This is a genomic window from Noviherbaspirillum saxi (genome assembly GCF_003591035.1).
GTDB classification, from domain to species: Bacteria; Pseudomonadota; Gammaproteobacteria; order Burkholderiales; family Burkholderiaceae_D; genus Noviherbaspirillum; species Noviherbaspirillum saxi.
Genome location: NZ_QYUO01000001.1, coordinates 2,995,078 through 3,013,404, shown reverse-complemented (window position 1 = coordinate 3,013,404; position 18,327 = coordinate 2,995,078). Strand labels below are relative to the sequence as shown.

Here is an 18,327-nt window from a genome sequence, read left to right as displayed (position 1 = left end):
TCCTGTCTATTGTTATCGGTTAGCCCGGGAAGTTTTCCGGAATCTTCGCGGCGGCACGGGCTGCGCCGGAGGAAATCACATTGCGCCGCACCAGGTCGGTCAGATTCTGGTCCAGCGTCTGCATACCGACGTTGCTGCCGGTCTGGATCGCCGAATACATTTGCGCGATCTTCGCTTCACGGATCAGGTTGCGGATCGCCGGCGTGCCCAGCATGATTTCATGCGCGGCGACGCGTCCGCTGCCATCCTTGGTCTTGAGCAGGGTTTGCGAAATCACCGCCTGCAGCGATTCGGACAGCATCGCGCGCACCATTTCCTTTTCTTCCGCCGGGAATACGTCAACGATACGGTCGATGGTCTTTGCCGCCGATGAAGTGTGCAGCGTGCCGAACACCAGGTGGCCGGTCTCGGCCGCGGTCAGTGCGAGACGTATGGTTTCGAGGTCGCGCAATTCGCCGACCAGGATCGCATCCGGATCTTCGCGCAGGGCCGAACGCAGCGCATTGTTGAACGACATCGTATGCGGCCCGACTTCGCGCTGGTTGATCAGGCATTTCTTTGACTCGTGCACGAATTCAATAGGATCTTCGACCGTCAGGATGTGTGCGTATTCGGTTTCGTTCAGGTGGTTGATCATCGCGGCCAGGGTCGTCGATTTGCCCGAACCGGTCGGGCCGGTCACCAGCACCAGGCCGCGCGGCTTCAGCGCGAGATCGCCGAAGATCTTCGGCGCATGCAATTGTTCCAGCGTCAGCACCTTGGAAGGAATCGTTCGAAGCACGGCGGCGGCGCCCCGATCCTGGTTGAATGCATTGACCCGGAACCGCGCGAGGCCGGGAATCGCAAACGAAAAGTCGCATTCCAGAATTTCTTCGTAAGCCTTGCGCTGGCCGTCGTTCATGATGTCATAGATCATGCCATGCACATCGCGATGCTCCAGCGGCGGCAGGTTGATGCGCCGTACGTCGCCATGCACGCGGATCATCGGCGGCAGGCCGGCCGACAGATGCAGGTCGGAGGCGTTATTCTTGACGGTGAAGGCGAGAAGTTCGGAAATGTCCATTTATAATCCTGGGTTGGCGAAAAGCCATGAATATTAGGCAACGCCATACTGGTGTTGCTGCAGGCAAACTGATTATGTCCTCAATATCCCGCAACTTGCAAGCCGTCAACGAACGCATTGCCGCTATGGCGCGTGCAGTGTCGCGCCATGCGGACGAAGTGCGCTTGCTGGCGGTGTCGAAGACCTTCGGCGCCGATGCGGTCATCGAAGCGGCCGACGCCGGCCAGCATGCATTCGGTGAAAACTATCTGCAGGAAGCGCTGGACAAGATGGATGCCGTCAAGGCCAAGCGGCCCGAGCTCTTGCTTGAATGGCATTTCATCGGGCCTATCCAAAGCAACAAGACCAGACCGATCGCCGAACATTTCGATTGGGTGCACTCGGTGGACCGCGAAAAGATCGCGCAACGGTTATCGGACCAGCGTCCTGCGCATCTACCCCCGCTCAACATCTGCCTGCAAGTCAATATCAGCGGCGAAGCCACGAAGAGCGGCGTGTCTCCTTCCGACCTCGTCGATATCGCGCAGCGCATCGCCGCTCTTCCACGTCTTCGCCTGCGCGGCTTGATGGCAATTCCCGAACCGGCGGCGGATTCCCACGCGCAGCGGGAGCCGCATCGGCAGCTGCGCATACTGCGCGACAGTTTGCGCGCGCGCGGAATGGATCTTGATACCCTGTCGATGGGCATGTCATCCGACCTCGACGCCGCCATTGCGGAGGGCGCCACCATCGTTAGAATTGGAACAGCAATCTTTGGACAACGCGACTATGCAAAATAACTTGAAAATCGGTTTCATCGGCGGCGGCAACATGGCCACCGCGCTCATCGGTGGCCTGGCCGGCAAGCTCACGGACGGCGCCAACATTCATGTGGTCGACCCGAACGCCGATGCGCTGCAACGCCTGCAACAGCAGTTCGGCGTAACCAGCGCGCAGCAGATCGGCCCTGAACTTGCCGCATGTGACGTCATCGTGCTGTCGGTGAAGCCGCAACAGATGAAGGACGTGGTCGCGCAACTGCAGCCGCAGGTGTCGACGCAACTAGTCCTGTCGATCGCCGCCGGCATCCGTGCGGTCGACCTGTCGCGCTGGATGAACGGACATACCGCGATCGTGCGCACCATGCCCAATACGCCGGCGCTGATCGGCCAAGGCATTACCGGCATGGTCGCCCTGGCCGGTGTGTCCGCCGAGCAGCGTGAAGCCGCCGACGCGATCATGCGCGCGGTCGGTGCGACAGTCTGGCTGAGCGATGAGGCATTGATCGATCCGGTGACCGCGGTATCCGGCAGCGGCCCCGCCTATGTGTTCTATTTCATCGAAGCGATGCAGCAGGCAGCGCAGGAAATGGGGCTGTCGGCAGAACAGGGCAATGAACTGGCGATTGCAACTTTCGTGGGGGCGTCACAGCTGGCTGCACAATCGACCGATCCGGTCTCGGTGCTACGCGAGCGCGTGACTTCAAAGGGCGGCACCACCTATGCGGCGCTGACCAGCATGGAAGCCAGCGGCGTCAAGGATGCAATCGGCAAGGCATTGAAGGCAGCCGCCGCACGCGGCAAGGAATTGGGCGAAGAGTTTGGGAGGGACTAAGCTCTTGCCGACGTGGCCTGCGATTGGAGACAGTACACGTCAAGGCAGATGATATGAACACACGACGCCAGTCTGCACGGTACGTGAAAGCCGGCCAGTCTGGTCGTCGATTTAGCGATGGGGGTGTGTACGGATTAGCGGCGGCCGAGAATCAGGCCGACCACAAAACCGGCTAGCGCGCCGACCCCCACAGCCTGCCATGGATTTTCCTTCACGTAACGATCGGTGGACTCCATCGCCGCGCGTGCGTTTTCCGCGACCAGCTGTTCCATTTCGGACAGATTGTCTTTTGCCATACCCATCGTGGTCTCGAACTTTGCGCGCGCCACTTGATAGCCTTCTCCGGCTTGCTCGCCGGTACTGCGCAGCAAGTCTTCGGCATCGCGCAACACCAGCTTCAGGTCATCCAACAGCCGGTCCCGCGTCGAGCCGTATTGTCCATTCGATTCCATAAATGCCTCCATGTCATGATTGAATTGTCTTGCTTGGAGTGTATCGGCGATGGAAAGGTGCGCATTTTGCGCGGGGTCAAACCGCCGATCATTAACGCAAGGCGTAATCCAGCGCGATTCCGGCGAATATCGCCGCACCCAGCCAGTTATTGTGGCGGAACGCGGCAAAGCAGCGCATGCGATCGCGATCACGGATCAACTGGTAGTGATAGAGCGCGCAACCGGCTGCCGCCAGCAGTCCGCCGACAAACCAGAAGCGCAAGCCGTATTGCCAGCCGACGACAAAGATGATCGCAAAGCTGATCGCATAGCACAGCATGACCGCCGCCACATCGAATCGCCCGAACGTGATCGCCGAGGTCTTGATGCCGATCTTCAGGTCGTCGTCGCGGTCCACCATCGCGTATTCGGTATCGTAAGCCACTGCCCAGAAGATATTCGCCAGCAGCAGCAGCCATGCAGCGGGCGGCACCTGTTCCTGGACTGCCGCAAACGCCATCGGGATGCCGAAACCGAAGGCGATGCCAAGATAGGCCTGAGGAATCGCAAAAAAGCGCTTGAAATAAGGATAGCTGGCCGCGATCACTACTGCCGCCACCGACAATTGCTTGGTCAGCGTATTGAGCGGCAGAATAAGCGCAAACGAGATCACCGCCAGTACGGCAGCGACCATCACCGCTTCCCATGCGGCGATCCGGCCGCTGGTCAAGGGCCGCTCGGCAGTGCGTTTGACATGCTTGTCGAAATCGCGGTCGGCATAGTCATTGATCGCGCATCCGGCCGAACGCATCAATGCAGTACCCAGCGTGAAGATGACCACGATGGTCCAGTCCGGCCGGCCGCCAGAGGCCAGCCACAAGGCCGAAAGCGTAGGCCAGAGCAGAAGCAGGATACCGATCGGTTTATCGATGCGGACCAGGCGGGCGTAAAGGACGAGGCGGTTCATGACGGAGAGAGAAGCAAGAGTTTGATTATTGCAATACGCATATCGCATCGTACGGCTACACTTGGCATTGATTCACGTTGTTATTACTGATATTGCACTGCAAAATTGAATTATAAGCGCCACACGCAAGGTTTCAGTTATCGTAATGCAACGGTCATATCCCCTGCATAAAATAGAAAATTTAGGAGACGACAACATGCAATCTAAATGGAAGCCGCTGGCCGCCGCCAGCCTGTGCGCAATGATGGCCGCTTCGGCCCATGCAGCCACCGAAGTCACCTGGTGGCATTCAATGACCGGTGCGCTGGGCGACCGTGTCGCCGGCCTGGCCGATCAGTTCAACAAGAGTCAGTCCGAATACAAGGTCAACCCGATCTTCAAGGGCAGCTACGATGAAGCGATGGCTGCCGCGATCGCTGCGTATCGCGCCGGCAATGCGCCGCACATCCTGCAGGTATTCGAAGTCGGCACCGCGACGATGATGTACTCGAAAGGCGCGATCATGCCCGTCACCGAAGTGATGAAGAGCGCCGGCGAAAAATTCGACGCCTCCGTCTATGTGCCCGCGGTCGCCGGCTACTACACGTCGCCCAAGGGCGACATGGTGTCCTTCCCGTTCAATAGCTCGACCACCGTGTTCTACTACAACAAGGACATGTTCGCGAAGGCCGGCCTCGATCCGAACAAGCCGCCCGCAACCTGGCAGGAAGTAGTGTCGGCCGCCGCCAAGCTCAAGGCCAACGGCGAGAAATGCGCCTACACCACCGGCTGGCAATCCTGGGTGCATCTCGAAAGTTTTTCCGCCTGGCATAACATCGAGTTCGCCTCTAAGAACAATGGCTTTGGCGGCCTCGATGCGCGCTTGAAGTTCAACAGCCCGGTGCACGTCAAGCATATCGAGAACCTGGCGAACTGGGCCAAGCAGGGCTACTTCACTTATGCCGGTCGCAAGAACGAGCCGGAAGCGAAGTTCTATTCCGGCGAATGCGCAATGCTGTCGTCGTCCAGCTCGGCCTACGCCAACATCAGCAAGAATGCCAAGTTCAAATTTGCCGCGTCGACGCTGCCTTACTACAGCGATGTGCAGGGCGCGCCGCAGAACACCATCATCGGCGGCGCTTCGCTGTGGGTCATGAGCGGCAAGAAGACCGATGAATACAAGGCAGTCGCCAAGTTCTTCAAGTTCCTGTCGCAGCCGGAAGTGCAGGCGAAGTGGCATCAGGAAACCGGCTATCTGCCGATCACCAATGCCGCCTACGAGCTGACCAAGAAATCCGGCTTCTATCAAAAATCCCCGGACCCGGAAGTCGCGGTGCAGCAGATGATCGTCAAGACTACCGCCAAGTCGCGCGGCATCCGCCTCGGCAGCTTCGTGCAGATCCGCACCATCATCGATGAAGAACTCGAAACGGTCTGGAACGGCAAGAAGACTGCGCAGGAAGCGCTGGATACCGCAGTGCGTCGCGGCGATGAATTGCTGGTGCGGTTCGAGCGGGCGAACAAGTAAGCAGGGTTGCCGCGCGCTGCTGCCCTCACCTTTGTGCTTGCGGAAAAGGTGGGGGCAGCATGTTCGCGATCCTGTCTCTGATTGCAAGACGTTTCCACCCCTACGCGGGCCGCCTCACTCCTGCCTTCCCCTATCAAAGGGAAGGAGCTTTTCCTTTGCCTTGAATACCTACACTTATGGAAAAACGCGCGCGCTTCAAATCGGCATGGCTGCCGTATGCGCTGGTCACGCCGCAGATACTGGTCACGCTGCTGTTTTTCTTCTGGCCGGCGGCGCAGGCGCTGTATCAGTCCGTGTTGATCCAGGACTCGTTCGGCACCACATCGCAATTTGTCTGGTTCGACAATTTCCGTGACTTGTTCAACGATGCGAATTATCTGGAGTCGTTCAAGACCACGGCGATGTTTTCGATCATGGTCGCGTTCTTCGGCCTGTCGCTGTCGCTGATCCTTGCGGTGTTCGCCGACCGCATCATCAAGGGCGCATCGGTGTACAAGACCTTCCTGATCTGGCCATATGCCGTGTCGCCGGTGGTGGTCGGTGTGCTGTGGCTGTTCCTGATGAACCCGACGCTGGGTGTGATCGCGCACGCCTTGCGCAATATCGGCGTCGAGTGGAACAACCTGCTCAATGGCACGCATGCAATGATCCTGATCGTGATGGCGGCGATCTGGAAGCAGATCAGCTATAACTTCCTGTTCTTCCTCGCTGGCTTGCAGGCGATTCCCAAGTCGCTGATCGAAGCGGCCGCCATCGATGGCGCGGGACCGGTCAGGCGCTTTTTCACCATCGTGTTTCCGCTGCTGTCGCCGACTACCTTCTTCCTGCTGGTGATCAATATCGTTTATTCCTTCTTCGACACCTTTGCGATCATCGAGGCGACCACGCACGGCGGTCCCGGCAAGGAAACCGAGATCCTGGTGTACAAGGTTTTTCAGGACGGTTTCAGGGGCGGGGACCTTGGCAGCTCGGCCGCGCAATCGGTGGTGCTCATGGTCATCGTGATTACGCTGACGGTCCTGCAGTTCAAGTATGTGGAACGCAAGGTGCAGTATTCATGATGGCGAATTTTTATGACTGCGTAAAAACATGAAACCCATCCCCATCCCGACCTTCCCCTTGAAGGGGAAGGTGAGAAATGACTGCGTAAAAACATGATTGAACGTCGACCTATCCTTGATCTGATCAGCCATCTGATGCTGATCCTTGGCGTCGCCATCGTCGCCTTTCCGATTTACGTTGCCTTTGTCGCCAGCACGCAGACGCCGGAGCAGGCCGCATTGGCGCCGATATCGCTGATCCCGGGCGACCAGTTTTTCCAGAACTATGCGTCGGTGATCGTCAGCGGCGCTTCCGGCAATGTGTCGGTACCGCCGGTGGCGCGCATGATGTGGGTAAGCCTGGTGTCGGCGCTGATCATCGCGATCGGCAAGATCACAATCTCGATGCTGTCTGCATTCGCGATCGTGTATTTCCGCTTTCCGGGTCGCTCGCTATTCTTCTGGATGATTTTCGTCACGCTGATGCTGCCGGTCGAAGTGCGCATCACGCCGACCTATCAGGTGATTTCCGACTTCGGCATGTTGAATAGCTATGCGGGGCTGACGATTCCATTGATCGCGTCGGCGACCGCGACCTTCCTGTTCCGCCAATTCTTTCTTACCGTGCCGGATGAACTGGCCGAGGCGGCGCGCATCGACGGAGCAGGGCCGATGCGTTTTTTCAAGGATGTGCTGTGGCCGCTGTCGCGCACTAATGTGATTGCCTTGTTCGTCATCATGTTCATCTACGGCTGGAATCAGTACCTGTGGCCGTTGCTGGTGTCGACCGAGCAAAGCATGTATCCGATCGGCATAGGCATCAAGACCATGATTGCCGGCGGCGATGCGGCCATCGAATGGAACATGGTGATGGCGACGCTCATACTCGCGATGCTGCCACCGGGCCTGGTGGTGGTCGTGATGCAGAAATGGTTCGTCAAGGGCTTGGTCGATTCGGAAAAATGACAATCACGGGCGAGGTGGGGAAGCCGGCTCGATACAACAGACAAGACGGATAAAGCAGGGAACACATGGCACAAGTGCATTTAAAAAAAATCACCAAGACCTATGGCAAGGGCGCGAAGGGCATAGACGTCATCCATGGGATTTCAATCGACATTGACGATGGCGAATTCATCGTTATGGTCGGTCCTTCCGGTTGCGGTAAATCGACGCTGTTGCGCATGGTCGCCGGGTTGGAAGAAATCACCGGCGGCGATATTGTGATCGGCGACCGCGTCGTCAATAACCTGGAACCCAAGGACCGCGACATCGCGATGGTGTTCCAGAACTATGCGCTGTACCCGCATATGAGCGTGTATGAAAACATGGCCTACGGATTGAAGATCCGGAAGTTTTCCAAGGCCGATATCGATCTGCGGGTGCAAAAAGCCGCCAGGATCCTCGAACTGGGCGCGCTGCTGGAACGTACGCCGCGCCAGTTGTCCGGCGGACAGCGGCAGCGCGTCGCGATGGGGCGCGCGATCGTGCGCGAGCCGGCGGTATTTTTGTTCGACGAACCGCTGTCCAATCTCGATGCCAAGCTGCGCGTGCAGATGCGCCTGGAAATTCAAAAGATGCATCGCGCGATCGGCACCACCAGCCTGTACGTGACGCATGACCAGGTCGAGGCAATGACCCTGGGCCAGCGCATGATCGTGATGAATGCCGGCCGCGCCGAACAGATCGGCACGCCGGCGGAAGTCTACGGCAAGCCGGCCACCACCTTCGTCGCGAGCTTCATCGGTTCACCGCCGATGAACCTGATGCGCGGAATGGTGAGCGGCGACGGCGCGACGCTTGCCATCGGCGATGGCATACAGCTGGCGTTGCCGGCTGCACGGTCCGGCTTGTCCGCGCGCGAATCGATACTTGGCGTGCGGCCCGAGCATTTGATCCTGGGAAGGCCCGGAATTGCGATGCAGGTGGAGATGGTCGAGGCGCTGGGCGCCGATGTGCTGGTGCATGGCGTGGCCGGTGGCCAGACGCTGGTCATTCGCGCGCCGGCCGGTGTTCAGATCGAGGCCGGTCAACGTGTGGAAGCGGGCTTCGATGGGAGCGCGATGCACTGGTTCGATCCGGAGACGACGCGCCGCATTGAGGGCTAATGTGTTATGAGTTTTCCCCCCACTTGGAGGGGAAAAACAACGGATTACATGAGTCTGTGAGTCGACATACTGAAAGCGATTCACTGTAAAGTTCCTTCCCCCTTGCAGGGGGAAGGAGCGCGTAGCGCATATTTCAAATTCATTTGCGCGTTTCACCAGCAATAAGTAGCAATACAAGCTACACGCCACACATCAGGCTTCCGCCGTTTCCGCCTCATTGAGCATCGTCACGCCGTGCAATGCGCACGACAATACCGCCTGCCGCACCGCCTCAATCGCGGCTCCTCGCGTAAAACTCTTGCGCCAGGCGATCACGACGCGGCGCGAAGGGCCGGGTGAGGAAAAGGGCACGTAGCGCAGCATGCCGTCTTTCGATTGCATGTCCGGTACCGAGGCTTGCGGCAATACCGTGATGCCGATGCCGGAAGCCACCATATGGCGGATGGTTTCCAGCGATGAACCTTCGAAAGTGCGCGCAATGCCGTCGCCGCTGGTCGAAAATCGTGCCATTTCCGGACACACTTCCAGCACCTGATCGCGGAAGCAGTGTCCATTCCCAAGCAGCAGCATGGTTTCGGTTTTGAGTTGCTGCGCATCGATCGCATTGCGATTCGCCCATGCATGATGCTTGGGCAGCGCGACGACGAAGGGTTCGTCATACAGGGCTTGCACCATCAAGCCTTGATCGGCAAACGGCAGTGCCATGATGGCGGCGTCGAGTTCGCCTTGCCGCAGCGATTCGATCAGCTTGGCGGTAAAGTTTTCCTGCAATACCAGCGGCATTTGCGGCACGGTCTCGATCATGGTCTTGACCAGCGGAGGCAATAGATAGGGTGCGATCGTGTAAATTACGCCAAGCCGTAGCGGACCTGCCAGCGGATCCTTGTTCTGCTTGGCGATTTCCTTGATCGCCGCGGTCTGTTCCAGCACGCGTTCGGCCTGGGCAACGATTTGCGAGCCGAGCGGCGTAACGGAAATTTCGGTGCCGCCGCGCTCGAAGATCGTTACGCCGAGCTCATCTTCAAGTTTCTTGATGGCCACGGAAAGGGTAGGCTGTGCCACGAAGCAGGCTTCGGCCGCATGGCCGAAATGCTTTTCGCGTGCGACTGCGACGATGTATTTGAGTTCGGTAAGCGTCATGTCTGTACTCGTGAGCGCAAGGCAGCACAAAAGTGCCTTGTCATAAATCCAATCGCAATCGTGCTTGCGATAGCATCAGTATAGAGAGAACGCAGAAAACTGCAGCATCGCGTTAAAGTGCGGGCGGCTATGTCATACCTTGAGGAATTCTTCCCGGCCGCCCAACCAGCGCGCAAGATGCGCTTCCACTGTTGCCGCATCCTGATGAAGCAGGGATTGCGCCAGATCGCGGGCTTTTTCCACCAGCCATTGATCGGTTTCCAGGTCGGCGAAACGCAGCATGGCCTGACCGGATTGGCGGGCGCCCAGGAATTCTCCGGGCCCGCGGATTTCCAGGTCGCGCCGCGCGATTTCAAAGCCATCGGTGGTTTCGCGCATGGTCATCAGGCGCTGCTTGGCGACTTGCCCGAGCGGGCTTTGGTACAGCAACAGGCAAATACTGGCAGCCGACCCGCGGCCAACCCGCCCGCGCAGCTGATGCAATTGCGACAGGCCAAAGCGTTCTGCATGCTCGATCACCATCAGCGAGGCATTCGGCACATCGACGCCGACTTCGATCACGGTGGTGGCGACCAGCACATGGACTTCGGCACGAATGAAGGCATCCATCACCAACTGCTTGTCAACCGGCTTCATGCGCCCATGCACCAGACCCACGCGCAGGTCGGGCAGCGCAGCCGACAGCGTCGCATGGGTATCGGTCGCGGTCTGCAGCTGCAGCGCTTCGGACTCCTCGATCAACGGGCATACCCAGTAGACCTGCCGTCCTTCCAGCGCGGCCGCATGCACCCGTTCGATCACTTCATCGCGTCGGTTCTGATCGATGATGCGCGTGACGATGGGCGTGCGGCCCGGCGGCAGTTCGTCGATCACCGAGACTTCGAGGTCGGCGTAATAGGTCATCGCAAGCGTGCGCGGAATCGGCGTGGCCGACATCATCAACTGGTGCGGCACGGTCTGGGCCGTGGTCGGGTCCAGTCCCTTGTTGCGCAATGCGAGACGCTGGCCGACACCGAAACGATGCTGCTCGTCGACGATCACCAGGCCGAGCTTGCCGAATTCGACGCCCTCCTGGATCAAGGCATGAGTGCCGATGATCAGATGCGCTTCGCCCGACTCGATCATCGCTTGCGAAGCTTCCTTTTCCTTTTTCTTCAGGCTGCCGGTCAGCCACGCAACGCGCACGCCCAAAGGCTCCATCCACATCGCGATCTTGCGGAAATGCTGCTCGGCCAGGATTTCGGTCGGCGCCATCAGCGCAGCCTGAAAGCCGCTGTCGATCGCCTGTGCGGCGGCCAGCGCGGCGACCACGGTCTTGCCACTGCCGACATCGCCTTGCAGCAAGCGCTGCATCGGATAGGATGCGCGCAGGTCGGCCCGGATTTCTTCCAGCACGCGTTGCTGTGCGCCGGTCAGCTGGAACGGCAGGGTAGCGAGGAAGGCATTCGACAATTCCCCGATCACCGGCAAGGCGCTGGCGCCCTTGGCGCGCCGCGCCGCCTGCGCGCGCTTGAGCGAGAGTTGCTGCGCCAGCAGTTCATCGAATTTCATCCGTATCCATGCCGGATGCGAGCGCTCCATCAGCGCATGTTCATCGATGTCGGAAGGCGGATTGTGCAGCAACTTGATCGAGGGTTCGAATGCTTGCAGCTTGAGGGCGGCGAGCAGCTCCGGCGACAGCGTATCGCGCCAGTCGACACGGGTCAGCGCGTTGCCGATCGCCTTGCGCAGATAGGCTTGCGACAAGCCTTCCCCGGCCGGATAGACCGGGGTCAGCGCGGTGGGTAGCGGCGCGCCTTCCTCGACGACCTTGTAGGTCGGGTGCACCACTTCCGCGCCGAAGAATCCGTGCCGGACTTCGCCGCGCGCGCGTACCCGGGTGCCGACGGCCAGCTGCTTGACCTGGCTGCCATAAAAATTGAGAAAGCGCATCACCAGCTGACCGCTGTCGTCGGCGATCGTCACGACCAGCTGGCGGCGCGGACGATACTGGATGTCGCATTCGGTGACCACGCCTTCCACCTGGGCCACATTGCCGCCCATGAAACCGGCTTGCTGGATGGGCGTGATCCGGGTTTCGTCTTCGTAGCGCATCGGCAGATGCAGCACCAGGTCCATGTCGTTTCGCAAGCCGAGCTTGGCCAGCTTGCTTTCCAGCGTGGCTTTGGTTTTCGGTTTGGCAGTCGTGGCGGGCTTGCTCTTGGAAACGGGCATACGTAAATCGGGCGGCAAGGCGGTAAAATAGCGGGTTTTGTTCGCCGTAACGGGCGGGTCGCGCGCTTGAAAGCGCGCCTGTCATTGTATGGCAATCTTGTTAAGAATGGCGCCGGCCGACGGCTCCAATAGCCACTATTGCCATGCAGCGCCCGCAGCGGCAACTTTCTATGCGATCCTGAAGCATGTATTCCCTTTCCGATTTTGATTTCGACCTGCCGCAAGAATTGATTGCACAATTGCCACTGCCCGAGCGTAGCGCATCGCGGCTGCTGCATGTCGATGGCGAACAGCTGCGCGACCGCGCCTTCGCCGATATTGTCGACCTGCTCACGCCGGGCGACCTGCTGGTGTTTAACAATACCCGCGTGCTGAAGGCGCGGTTTTTCGGCATCAAGGAAACCGGCGGCAAGGTCGAGGTACTGGTCGAGCGGGTGCTCGACAACCGGACCGTGCATGCACAGGTGCGGGCGTCCAAGTCGCCGCAGGCCGGCAGCCGGATCCGCCTGGCCGATGCCTTCGATGTCACGGTCGGCGAACGGGCCGGCGAGTTCTTCACGCTGACCTTCCCGGCCGACGTGTTCGACCTGATCGAAGCGCATGGCCGGCTGCCGCTGCCGCCGTATATCGAGCATGCAGCCGATGAATTCGACGAGCAGCGTTATCAAACGGTCTATGCGAAGGAGCCGGGCGCGGTCGCCGCGCCGACCGCCGGTTTGCATTTCGATCAGGGCTTGCTGGACCGGTTGCGCGACAAGGGCGTGCGCTTTGCGTTCGTGACGCTGCATGTGGGCGCCGGCACTTTCCAGCCGGTGCGCACCGAAAACCTGGCCGAACACAAAATGCATAGCGAGTGGTACACGATCCCCGCCGAGACTGTCGAGGCGGTGCGCGCGACGAAGGCGGCAGGACGCGACATCGTGGCCGTCGGCACCACCAGCATGCGCGCGCTGGAATCGGCGTCGCAGTCGGGCGAACTGCAGGCCGGCAGCGCCGATACCGCGCTTTTCATCACACCCGGTTACGTGTTCAAGACCGTGGATCGACTGGTGACCAATTTCCATCTTCCCAAATCCACGTTGCTGATGCTGGTGTCCGCATTCGCCGGCTACCAACGCATTCGCGACGCCTATGCGCATGCGATTGCGCAGCGTTACCGCTTTTTCAGCTATGGCGATGCCATGCTACTGACAAGACTCTGAAATGAACTTCAAACTCATCAAAACCGACGGCAAGGCCCGTCGCGGCCGTCTGACGCTCAATCATGGCGTGGTCGAAACCCCGATTTTCATGCCGGTCGGCACCTATGGCTCGGTCAAGGCGATGTCGCCACTGGAACTGAACGATATCGATGCGCAAATCATTCTCGGCAATACCTTCCACCTGTGGCTGCGCCCTGGGCTGGATGTGGTCAACAAGTTCGACGGTCTGCATCGCTTCATCGGCTGGACCAAGCCTATCCTGACCGATTCCGGCGGTTTTCAGGTGTTTTCGCTGGGTGCGATGCGCAAGATCACCGAAGAGGGTGTGAAGTTCGCATCGCCGATCAATGGCGACCGGCTGTTCCTGTCGCCGGAAATCTCGATGCAGATCCAGCGCGCCCTCAATTCCGACATCGTGATGCAGTTTGACGAATGCACGCCCTACGAAATCGATGGCCGCCCGGCCACCGAAAAGGAAGCCGCGACATCGATGCGCATGTCGCTGCGCTGGGCCAAGCGTTCGCGTGATGAATTCGACAAGGGCGAGAACCCGAATGCGCTGTTCGGCATCGTCCAGGGCGGCATGTTCGAACATTTGCGCGACGAATCGCTGGCCGGATTGGAAGAGGTAGGTTTCAACGGCATTGCGATCGGCGGCCTCTCGGTCGGCGAGCCCAAGGAAGACATGATGCGCGTGCTGGAACATGTGGGTCCGCGCCTGCCGGCCGACAAGCCGCATTACCTGATGGGCGTCGGCACGCCGGAAGACCTGGTGGCCGGCGTTGCCAACGGCGTCGACATGTTCGACTGCGTGATGCCGACGCGCAATGCGCGCAACGGTTGGCTGTTTACGCGTTTCGGCGACTTGAAGATCAAGAATTCCCGCTATAAAGATGATGAAAAACCGCTGGATGAAAGCTGCGAATGTTATGCATGCCGCAACTTTTCACGTGCCTACCTTTTTCATTTGCATCGCGCCGGCGAGATTCTGGGCGCGCGTCTCAATACCATCCACAACCTGCACTATTACCTGCAACTGATGCGGGAAATGCGTGCCGCTATTGATGCCGACCGCTTCCAGGCTTTCGTGGTGCAATTCCATGCAGACCGGGCGCGCGGCGTATAGTTATTGCTGTTATTGCTGCAAGCGCTTGTCATTCCTGCTGCCCGGACTCTTTTCCGGCGGCACCAAGAAACGCCGCGACGGGTGCTAGAATGCCGGGTTGATCACCATTACAATCTGGAGCAAAAACGTGTTCATATCCAACGCCTACGCACAAGCCGCCACCACAGGTGCCGAAAGCAGCCTGATGAGCTTCCTGCCCATCATTCTGATGTTTGTAGTGCTGTACTTCCTGATGATTCGTCCGCAAATGAAACGTCAGAAAGAGCAAAAAGCCATGATGGAAGCCCTAGCCAAGGGCGATGAAGTCATCACAGCCGGCGGCATGCTGGGCAAAGTCTCCAAGGTGACCGATGCCTATGTCACGCTGGAAGTCGCCAACGGCACCGAAATCCTCGTGCAAAAAGCCGCTGTTGCTACGCTGTTGCCCAAGGGCACAATCAAGGCGCTGTAACAACGGACCGGCAAGCGCCTCTTTCGCTCGACAAGCAGGCGCTTCCCACGGGTCCGCAGGCCCGTTCAACATGTAACGTTGAAAGCTATGAATCGCTATCCCCTCTGGAAATACATCCTCATCGTGATCGCGCTGTTGTTCGGCGTGTTGTACTCGGTGCCCAACTTCTTCGGCGAATCGCCGGCCGTCCAGGTCAGCAGCGCGAAAGCCACCGTCAAGGTCGACCAGGCCACGATGACCCGGGTAGCCGATGCATTGAGCAAGGCCGGCATGGCGCCCGAAAGCGTGCTGTTCGACCTCAGCGGCAACCAGGGTTCGGTGCGCGCGCGCTTCGTCGATACCGATACGCAGTTCCGCGCCAAGTCCCTGCTGGAAAAGGAGCTCAACACCGATCCTAACGACCCGACCTATATCGTCGCTTTCAACCTGTTGCCCAATACCCCGCAATGGCTGCAAAGCCTGCGTGCGATGCCGATGTACCTCGGCCTCGACTTACGCGGCGGTGTGCACTTCCTGATGCAGGTCGATACCAAGGCCGTGATCAACAAGCGCCTGCAAGGTTTGCAAACCAGCGTGCGCAGCATGTTGCGCGACAAGAATGTGCGGCATGCGGGCATCAGCCGTAACGGCGACCAGATCGTGGTGCTGTTCCGCGATGCCGAAACCCGCGACAGGGCGCGCGAAGTGCTCGTGTCGCAATTGTCGGAACTGGCATTGCAGGATGCGGCCGATGGCGCCGACCTGAAACTGATCGGCACTTTCCGTCCCGAAGCGCTCAAGCGCACCACCGAAGAAGCAGTCCAGCAAAATATCAGCACGCTGTCCAAGCGCGTCAATGAGCTGGGTGTCGCGGAACCGGTGATCCAGCGCCAGGGCGCCGACCGCATCGTCGTGCAATTGCCGGGCGTGCAGGATGTGTCCCGTGCAAAAGACATCATCGGCCGTACCGCGACGCTGGAAGTGCGGATGGTCGATGAAAGCGTAATGCGCGGCACTGAAGAAACCGCTGCCATACCTTTCGGTTCCGAACTGTTCAAGATCGGCAAGGGTGCACCCGTCGTGCTGTACAAGGATCCTGTCATCACCGGCGACTACATTTCCAGCGCCGGCGCCAGCTTCGACCAGAACCAGCAGCCCGCTGTCAGTATCGACTTGAACGGCGACGGCGGCCGACGCATGCGCGAAGCGACGCGCAGCAAGATCGGCAAGTCCATGGCTATCGTCCTGTTTGAAAAGAACAAGGGTGAAGTACTGACGGTGGCGACGATCCGCGATGAACTCGGCTCCCGCTTCCAGATCACCGGCATGGGTTCCGCCGACGCGGCCAATGACCTGGCACTGCTGTTGCGCGCCGGTTCGCTTGCAGCGCCAATGGAAATCATCGAAGAAAGCACGATCGGTCCGCAGTTGGGTGCCGAGAACATCCAGAAGGGTTTCAACTCGACCCTGTACGGTTTCGCGGCGATCGCCATCTTCATGATGATCTATTACCACCTGTTCGGCTTCTTCAGCGTGTTTGCGCTGGCGGTTAACCTGATGCTGCTGATCGCAGTGCTGTCGACCCTGCAGGCCACGCTGACCTTGCCGGGCATGGCGGCGATTGCCTTTACCCTTGGTATGGCGATCGATGCCAACGTGCTGATCAATGAACGTATCCGGGAAGAACTGCGTAACGGCAATTCGCCGCAGGCAGCGATTGCGGCCGGTTTCGATCGCGCATGGGCCACTATTCTCGACTCCAACGTGACCACGATGATCGCCGGCTTGGCACTGCTGATCTTTGGCTCGGGCGCGATCCGCGGCTTTGCGGTCGTGCATTGCATCGGCATCCTGACCTCGATTTTCTCGGCGGTGTTCGTCTCGCGCGGCGTGGCCAACCTCTGGTATGGCCGCAAGAAGAAACTGTCGGGCGTGTCTATCGGCCAAGTCTGGAAGCCGAATACCTGATCCATCTCCGGGCCGGCCGCTGGCGGTTGGCCCGGGCATATGCATTGAAGAGGGCGGGGCAAACCAGCCGCCGCCGTCAGCAGGACACCTGCGAAAGGAAGATAAGTAATGGAGTTGTTCCGGATTCACAAGGATATTCCCTTCATGCGCCATGCGTTGATCTTCAACGTCATCTCGGCGCTCACTTTTGTCGCCGCGGTATTTTTCCTGGTGTACAAGGGATTGCATCTGTCGATCGAATTTACTGGTGGTACGGTGGTTGAAGTCGTGTACAACAAACCGGCCGATCTGGAAAAAATCAGAACATCGATCGAAGGTCTTGGCTATACCGATACCCAGGTACAAAGCTTCGGTACCGCGCAAAACGTGATGATTCGCCTGCCGGCGCGCAAAGATGTGACCTCGGCCCAGCAAAGCGAAAGGGTCATGGCGACGCTGAAGGCGCAAGACCCGGCCGTCAATCTGCACCGGGTCGAATTCGTCGGACCGCAGGTAGGCGAAGAACTGACGCATGACGGCTTGCTGGCGCTGGGCATGGTGATCATCGGCATCGTGATCTATCTGGCATTCCGCTTCGAATGGAAATTCGCGGTGGCGGCGATCATTGCGAACTTGCATGACGTGGTGATCATTCTTGGCTTCTTCGCATTCTTCCAGTGGGAGTTTTCGCTGACCGTGCTGGCGGCGGTGCTGGCGGTACTGGGTTACTCGGTCAATGAATCAGTCGTGGTGTTCGACCGGGTGCGTGAAACCTTCCGTGACCGCCGCTATGGAAAAATGACGACGGCCGATGTGATGAACCATGCGATCACCAGCACGATTTCCCGCACCATCATCACGCATGGATCGACGCAGATGATGGTGTTGGCGATGCTGCTGTTCGGCGGCGCGACCCTGCATTATTTTGCAATCGCACTGACCATCGGCATCTTGTTCGGTATTTATTCCTCGGTGTTCGTTGCCGCTGCGGTGGCAATGTGGCTCGGCGTCAAACGCGAAGACTTGATCAAGCCGGTCAAGGAAAAAGATGAAACGGATGGCGCGGTGGTGTAACTGCCCCCCCGCAATTCAAAAAAGCCGGCTCGAAAGCCGGCTTTTTTTTCGGCTAAACTAAGCTAAGAGTGCTTGGGTTTGCGCCGGCAATTCATCGGAACATCCGTCACATTATTAGAGCAGTTTCAGCCTGACTGTACCGTCGACCCCGGACGCTTTGCCCGCGGCACGGCGTTGCGAGGGGCCGCCGAGGCCTCCTTGCCGTGGCTCGCCATGTCGCGCATGTCACGACTTGCGCCTTGTTCCACAGGCAAATCGCCTCGGCCTCGCCTGGCAAGTCAGACTGAAACTGCTCTAAACCAAGCAAATGGGGAAAATTTTTTGAAAGAACAATATCGAACCCTCTCCTCTCAAACCATCGTCATTCCCGCGAAGGCGGGAATCCATAGGGAGTCACTTGGGACTCACTTAAATCAACTTCGGTATGGATTCCCGCCTTCGCGCGAATGACGGGTAAAGGGAGTCACCCGTTCCACTGCCAAGCC

16 protein-coding genes are annotated in these 18,327 nt (G+C 59.0%); 11 read left to right on the top strand and 5 right to left on the bottom strand.

What is annotated here, in order from left to right:
* Positions 1-19: 19 nt before the first annotated feature.
* Positions 20-1,063 carry a type IV pilus twitching motility protein PilT gene (locus tag D3871_RS14210; RefSeq protein ID WP_119769487.1) on the bottom strand — a complete coding sequence of 348 codons (1,044 nt, stop codon included), beginning with the start codon at positions 1,061-1,063 and terminating at the stop codon, positions 20-22.
* Positions 1,064-1,137: 74 nt separating this feature from the next.
* Between D3871_RS14210 and D3871_RS14205 the strand changes: the two genes are divergently transcribed.
* Together D3871_RS14205 and proC are read left to right on the top strand one after the other, a co-directional pair.
* Entirely contained in the window at positions 1,138-1,842 is a 705-nt protein-coding gene (locus D3871_RS14205; protein WP_119770080.1) for a YggS family pyridoxal phosphate-dependent enzyme, read from the top strand.
* A complete protein-coding gene (proC, locus tag D3871_RS14200) occupies positions 1,832-2,656 on the top strand; it encodes a pyrroline-5-carboxylate reductase (protein ID WP_119769486.1) in 825 nt (274 codons plus the stop codon). Before D3871_RS14205 ends, proC begins: the two co-directional genes overlap by 11 nt.
* 134 nt (positions 2,657-2,790) lie before the next feature.
* Here the strand turns inward: proC and D3871_RS14195 are convergent, their stop codons facing one another.
* Together D3871_RS14195 and ubiA are read right to left on the bottom strand one after the other, a co-directional pair.
* Entirely contained in the window at positions 2,791-3,108 is a 318-nt protein-coding gene (locus D3871_RS14195; RefSeq protein WP_119769485.1) for an ElaB/YgaM/YqjD family protein, read from the bottom strand.
* Between the two features lie 91 nt (positions 3,109-3,199).
* Positions 3,200-4,054, bottom strand: a complete 855-nt coding sequence (gene ubiA / locus D3871_RS14190) for a 4-hydroxybenzoate octaprenyltransferase (protein ID WP_119769484.1) — start codon at positions 4,052-4,054, stop codon at positions 3,200-3,202.
* 196 nt (positions 4,055-4,250) lie between these two features.
* On the opposite strand from ubiA, the gene ugpB reads away from it, so the two are divergent.
* The 4 genes from ugpB to D3871_RS14170 all read left to right on the top strand — a co-directional run bounded on the left by ugpB (position 4,251) and on the right by D3871_RS14170 (position 8,709).
* On the top strand, positions 4,251-5,561 hold the full coding sequence (ugpB, locus tag D3871_RS14185) for a sn-glycerol-3-phosphate ABC transporter substrate-binding protein UgpB (protein ID WP_119769483.1): 1,311 nt from the start codon (positions 4,251-4,253) through the stop codon (positions 5,559-5,561).
* A 176-nt stretch (positions 5,562-5,737) separates the two neighbouring features.
* Positions 5,738-6,622: a sn-glycerol-3-phosphate ABC transporter permease UgpA gene (gene ugpA / locus D3871_RS14180; protein WP_119769482.1), complete on the top strand. Its 885-nt coding sequence runs from the start codon at positions 5,738-5,740 to the stop codon at positions 6,620-6,622.
* A 93-nt stretch (positions 6,623-6,715) separates the two neighbouring features.
* Positions 6,716-7,567, top strand: coding sequence for a sn-glycerol-3-phosphate ABC transporter permease UgpE (ugpE, locus tag D3871_RS14175; protein WP_119769481.1), 852 nt, complete (start codon positions 6,716-6,718; stop codon positions 7,565-7,567).
* 65 nt (positions 7,568-7,632) lie between these two features.
* Complete coding sequence (locus tag D3871_RS14170) at positions 7,633-8,709, top strand: sn-glycerol-3-phosphate import ATP-binding protein UgpC (RefSeq protein WP_119769480.1); 1,077 nt, start codon at positions 7,633-7,635, stop codon at positions 8,707-8,709.
* A gap of 192 nt (positions 8,710-8,901) precedes the next feature.
* Here D3871_RS14170 and D3871_RS14165 read toward each other — a convergent pair whose 3' ends face one another.
* Both D3871_RS14165 and recG read right to left on the bottom strand, forming a co-directional pair.
* Entirely contained in the window at positions 8,902-9,849 is a 948-nt protein-coding gene (locus D3871_RS14165; protein WP_119769479.1) for a hydrogen peroxide-inducible genes activator, read from the bottom strand.
* A gap of 132 nt (positions 9,850-9,981) precedes the next feature.
* Positions 9,982-12,063 (bottom strand): ATP-dependent DNA helicase RecG, encoded by a 2,082-nt coding sequence (recG, locus tag D3871_RS14160; RefSeq protein ID WP_119769478.1) that lies wholly within the window; start codon positions 12,061-12,063, stop codon positions 9,982-9,984.
* Positions 12,064-12,248: 185 nt separating this feature from the next.
* Here recG and queA point away from each other — a divergent pair, with 185 nt between their 5' ends.
* The 5 genes from queA (at position 12,249) to secF (ending at position 17,842) form a co-directional block, all read left to right on the top strand.
* The gene (queA, locus tag D3871_RS14155) at positions 12,249-13,265 is read left to right on the top strand and encodes a tRNA preQ1(34) S-adenosylmethionine ribosyltransferase-isomerase QueA (RefSeq protein WP_119769477.1); all 1,017 of its coding nucleotides are present in this window, start codon (positions 12,249-12,251) and stop codon (positions 13,263-13,265) included.
* A 1-nt stretch (position 13,266) separates the two neighbouring features.
* A complete protein-coding gene (gene tgt / locus D3871_RS14150; protein WP_119769476.1) occupies positions 13,267-14,391 on the top strand; it encodes a tRNA guanosine(34) transglycosylase Tgt in 1,125 nt (374 codons plus the stop codon).
* A gap of 184 nt (positions 14,392-14,575) precedes the next feature.
* Positions 14,576-14,842: a preprotein translocase subunit YajC gene (gene yajC, locus D3871_RS14145; protein WP_233575670.1), complete on the top strand. Its 267-nt coding sequence runs from the start codon at positions 14,576-14,578 to the stop codon at positions 14,840-14,842.
* Positions 14,843-14,929: 87 nt separating this feature from the next.
* Positions 14,930-16,789 carry a protein translocase subunit SecD gene (gene secD / locus D3871_RS14140; protein WP_119769474.1) on the top strand — a complete coding sequence of 620 codons (1,860 nt, stop codon included), beginning with the start codon at positions 14,930-14,932 and terminating at the stop codon, positions 16,787-16,789.
* A 108-nt stretch (positions 16,790-16,897) separates the two neighbouring features.
* Entirely contained in the window at positions 16,898-17,842 is a 945-nt protein-coding gene (gene secF, locus D3871_RS14135) for a protein translocase subunit SecF (RefSeq protein WP_119769473.1), read from the top strand.
* Positions 17,843-18,327: the final 485 nt, after the last annotated feature.

Bases quoted from the DNA above. Each gene is read 5' to 3' on its own strand.
- D3871_RS14170 (WP_119769480.1), top strand. From the start codon at position 7,633: ATGGCACAAGTGCATTTAAAAAAAATCACCAAGACCTATGGCAAGGGC.
- D3871_RS14165 (WP_119769479.1), bottom strand. From the start codon at position 9,849: ATGACGCTTACCGAACTCAAATACATCGTCGCAGTCGCACGCGAAAAG.
- ugpA (WP_119769482.1), top strand. From the start codon at position 5,738: ATGGAAAAACGCGCGCGCTTCAAATCGGCATGGCTGCCGTATGCGCTG.
- queA (WP_119769477.1), top strand. From the start codon at position 12,249: ATGTATTCCCTTTCCGATTTTGATTTCGACCTGCCGCAAGAATTGATT.
- D3871_RS14205 (WP_119770080.1), top strand. From the start codon at position 1,138: ATGTCCTCAATATCCCGCAACTTGCAAGCCGTCAACGAACGCATTGCC.
- ugpB (WP_119769483.1), top strand. From the start codon at position 4,251: ATGCAATCTAAATGGAAGCCGCTGGCCGCCGCCAGCCTGTGCGCAATG.
- secD (WP_119769474.1), top strand. From the start codon at position 14,930: ATGAATCGCTATCCCCTCTGGAAATACATCCTCATCGTGATCGCGCTG.
- D3871_RS14195 (WP_119769485.1), bottom strand. From the start codon at position 3,108: ATGGAATCGAATGGACAATACGGCTCGACGCGGGACCGGCTGTTGGAT.
- yajC (WP_233575670.1), top strand. From the start codon at position 14,576: ATGAGCTTCCTGCCCATCATTCTGATGTTTGTAGTGCTGTACTTCCTG.
- proC (WP_119769486.1), top strand. From the start codon at position 1,832: ATGCAAAATAACTTGAAAATCGGTTTCATCGGCGGCGGCAACATGGCC.
- tgt (WP_119769476.1), top strand. From the start codon at position 13,267: ATGAACTTCAAACTCATCAAAACCGACGGCAAGGCCCGTCGCGGCCGT.
- secF (WP_119769473.1), top strand. From the start codon at position 16,898: ATGGAGTTGTTCCGGATTCACAAGGATATTCCCTTCATGCGCCATGCG.
- recG (WP_119769478.1), bottom strand. From the start codon at position 12,063: ATGCCCGTTTCCAAGAGCAAGCCCGCCACGACTGCCAAACCGAAAACC.
- D3871_RS14210 (WP_119769487.1), bottom strand. From the start codon at position 1,063: ATGGACATTTCCGAACTTCTCGCCTTCACCGTCAAGAATAACGCCTCC.
- ubiA (WP_119769484.1), bottom strand. From the start codon at position 4,054: ATGAACCGCCTCGTCCTTTACGCCCGCCTGGTCCGCATCGATAAACCG.
- ugpE (WP_119769481.1), top strand. From the start codon at position 6,716: ATGATTGAACGTCGACCTATCCTTGATCTGATCAGCCATCTGATGCTG.